The 1,862-nt window shown below is 38.8% G+C and carries 2 protein-coding genes and 2 pseudogenes; 2 read left to right on the plus strand and 2 right to left on the minus strand.

Features of this window, described 5'->3' with window-relative positions; all coding sequences use genetic code 11:
- Window positions 1-359 precede the first annotated feature (359 nt).
- Complete coding sequence (gene mntA, locus LD028_RS02240) at window positions 360-755, plus strand: type VII toxin-antitoxin system MntA family adenylyltransferase antitoxin (RefSeq protein ID WP_237810803.1); 396 nt, start codon at window positions 360-362, stop codon at window positions 753-755.
- A pseudogene (hepT, locus tag LD028_RS02245) lies at window positions 745-1,151 on the plus strand (type VII toxin-antitoxin system HepT family RNase toxin). The gene mntA and the pseudogene hepT overlap by 11 nt, the downstream one beginning before the upstream one ends.
- 120 nt (window positions 1,152-1,271) lie before the next feature.
- On the opposite strand, the gene LD028_RS02250 reads toward hepT, so the two are convergent.
- Window positions 1,272-1,481, minus strand: a complete 210-nt coding sequence (locus LD028_RS02250; RefSeq protein WP_237810804.1) for an RpnC/YadD family protein — start codon at window positions 1,479-1,481, stop codon at window positions 1,272-1,274.
- Between the two features lie 68 nt (window positions 1,482-1,549).
- Window positions 1,550-1,862, minus strand: a pseudogene (locus tag LD028_RS02255) (DUF4351 domain-containing protein); the annotation flags it as partial.

The raw sequence follows: 1,862 nt of genomic DNA on the forward strand, positions 1-1,862 counted from the left end.
TTATCTAGCACCAGGAGTATTACTTGAACATTTATAAACAGTTGTATTCGATTTTTTATGACACGCTTTATTTATGTTTACGATAAAAAACAAGTACACCAGCAATTTTTGAGAATGATTGTTCAGAAAATATACTGTTTGCCCATTAGATGTTGAAATAATCCTGTCATTCAAATACTTTGAATAATTAAGTAACAAAACACTTCATATGACTGTAGCAAATGGTGATCAAAAGAGGCGGCCATCCTTTGGAATAACGTTGTAATCACATAAAAAACTAAGTTTTCTATAGGGACGTGACACACACAACCGAAAATCATATAATTGTAATAGCATGGAAATAAAAGGACGGTGACCAGATGGAACAAATCATTGTGGAAACATTAAAGAATGCGGTCTCCCCTTCTGTCATTTATTTGTTCGGATCAGCAGCAACAGGACACATTCGCCACGATAGCGACATTGACATTGCTTTTTTGAGCGATGAACGATCATTAGACCACTATGAACGCTTTATGCTTGCACAACAATTGTCAGAGCAGTTACAACGAGACGTCGATCTCATCGATTTAAAACAAGCGAGCACCGTTTTTCAAGCACAAATCGTCAGTAGCGGGAAGGTCATCTATTGTGCAGACGAACAAAAACGGGCAGAATATGAATGGCTAGTGCTGAAAATGTATGCAAAACTAAACGAGGAACGAGCCGAAATTTTGCGAAACATTGTGGAAAGTGGGTCGGTTTATGATTCATGATGTCATCCTAAATAAAATCAGTGTCATCGAACGGTGTCTGAAACGTATTCATGAAGAATATGAAAACAACCCAAAACATTTGGAGAATTACACAAAGCAAGATTCCATTGTCCTCAACCTCCAACGAGCGTGTGAATCAAGCATTGACTTAGCGATGCACGTCGTTGCACAAAAAAGCTCGGACTTCCACAAACAAGCCGAGACGCTTTCACTCTTTTAGAACAACACGGCATCATTTCTTCATCTTTGTCACAAAAAATGAAAGCGATGGTCGGATTTCTCAATATCGCTGTGCATGACTATCAAGAACTGAACTTGACGATTTTACAAAAAATACTCGACAACCATTTAACAGACTTCACCGAGTTTACGAAAGCGATTGTTAGGCAAAAGTAGGCGGTGCGAATATGCACCGCCTTATCCACTACTTTCAATCCCAATGTTTCTTTCACTCATCTAAAAAGGCAGGGAGACGCTGTTGATGCGGAGTGATGAAAACTCAAACAAGAGATGACATCACTTCAACCCCTCAATCTCTTCCATAGACAACTCCGTTAGTTCATGAATTGTCTGTACATCGTAGCCTTTTTCCAGCATCTTTTTCGCAATCTGGCGCTTTTCTTGTTGTAACCCTCGTTCCACGCCTTCTTTCAAACCCTTCTCTAGCGCTTTTTTCTCATATGAAATGATTAAATCCAACACTTGTTCTTTTTCTTTCGTTTCCATTTCATTCACCTCGTTTCGTAATTGTTGTTTCCACATGCTTGGAGGAGTGGCATCACACCGAATTTTTCTCAACTTTCAAGCAAATGATGTACTTCTTCTTCCGTAAGATCTACAAGGTCTGCGATTTCTTTTGGTGTCATTCCTTTTTTCGACATATTGCGAACAAGATGTTTCATTCCTTGTTTAAATCCTTCCTTTTTTCCCTTTTGTTCATACGAGATTAACAATTCCAGCACTTGTTCTTTTTCTTTCGTTTCCATTTCATTCACCTCGTTTCGTAATTGTTGTTCTTCCTCATCCGACAGTTTCACATATGTTTCAAAAAAGCCGATTAACAATCGCTGCTTGGCTTCGTCTAATTCCATCCGTACGATCATGCGT

This window comes from Anoxybacillus sp. LAT27 (assembly GCF_022030075.1).
GTDB lineage: Bacteria > Bacillota > Bacilli > Bacillales > Anoxybacillaceae > Anoxybacillus > Anoxybacillus kestanbolensis.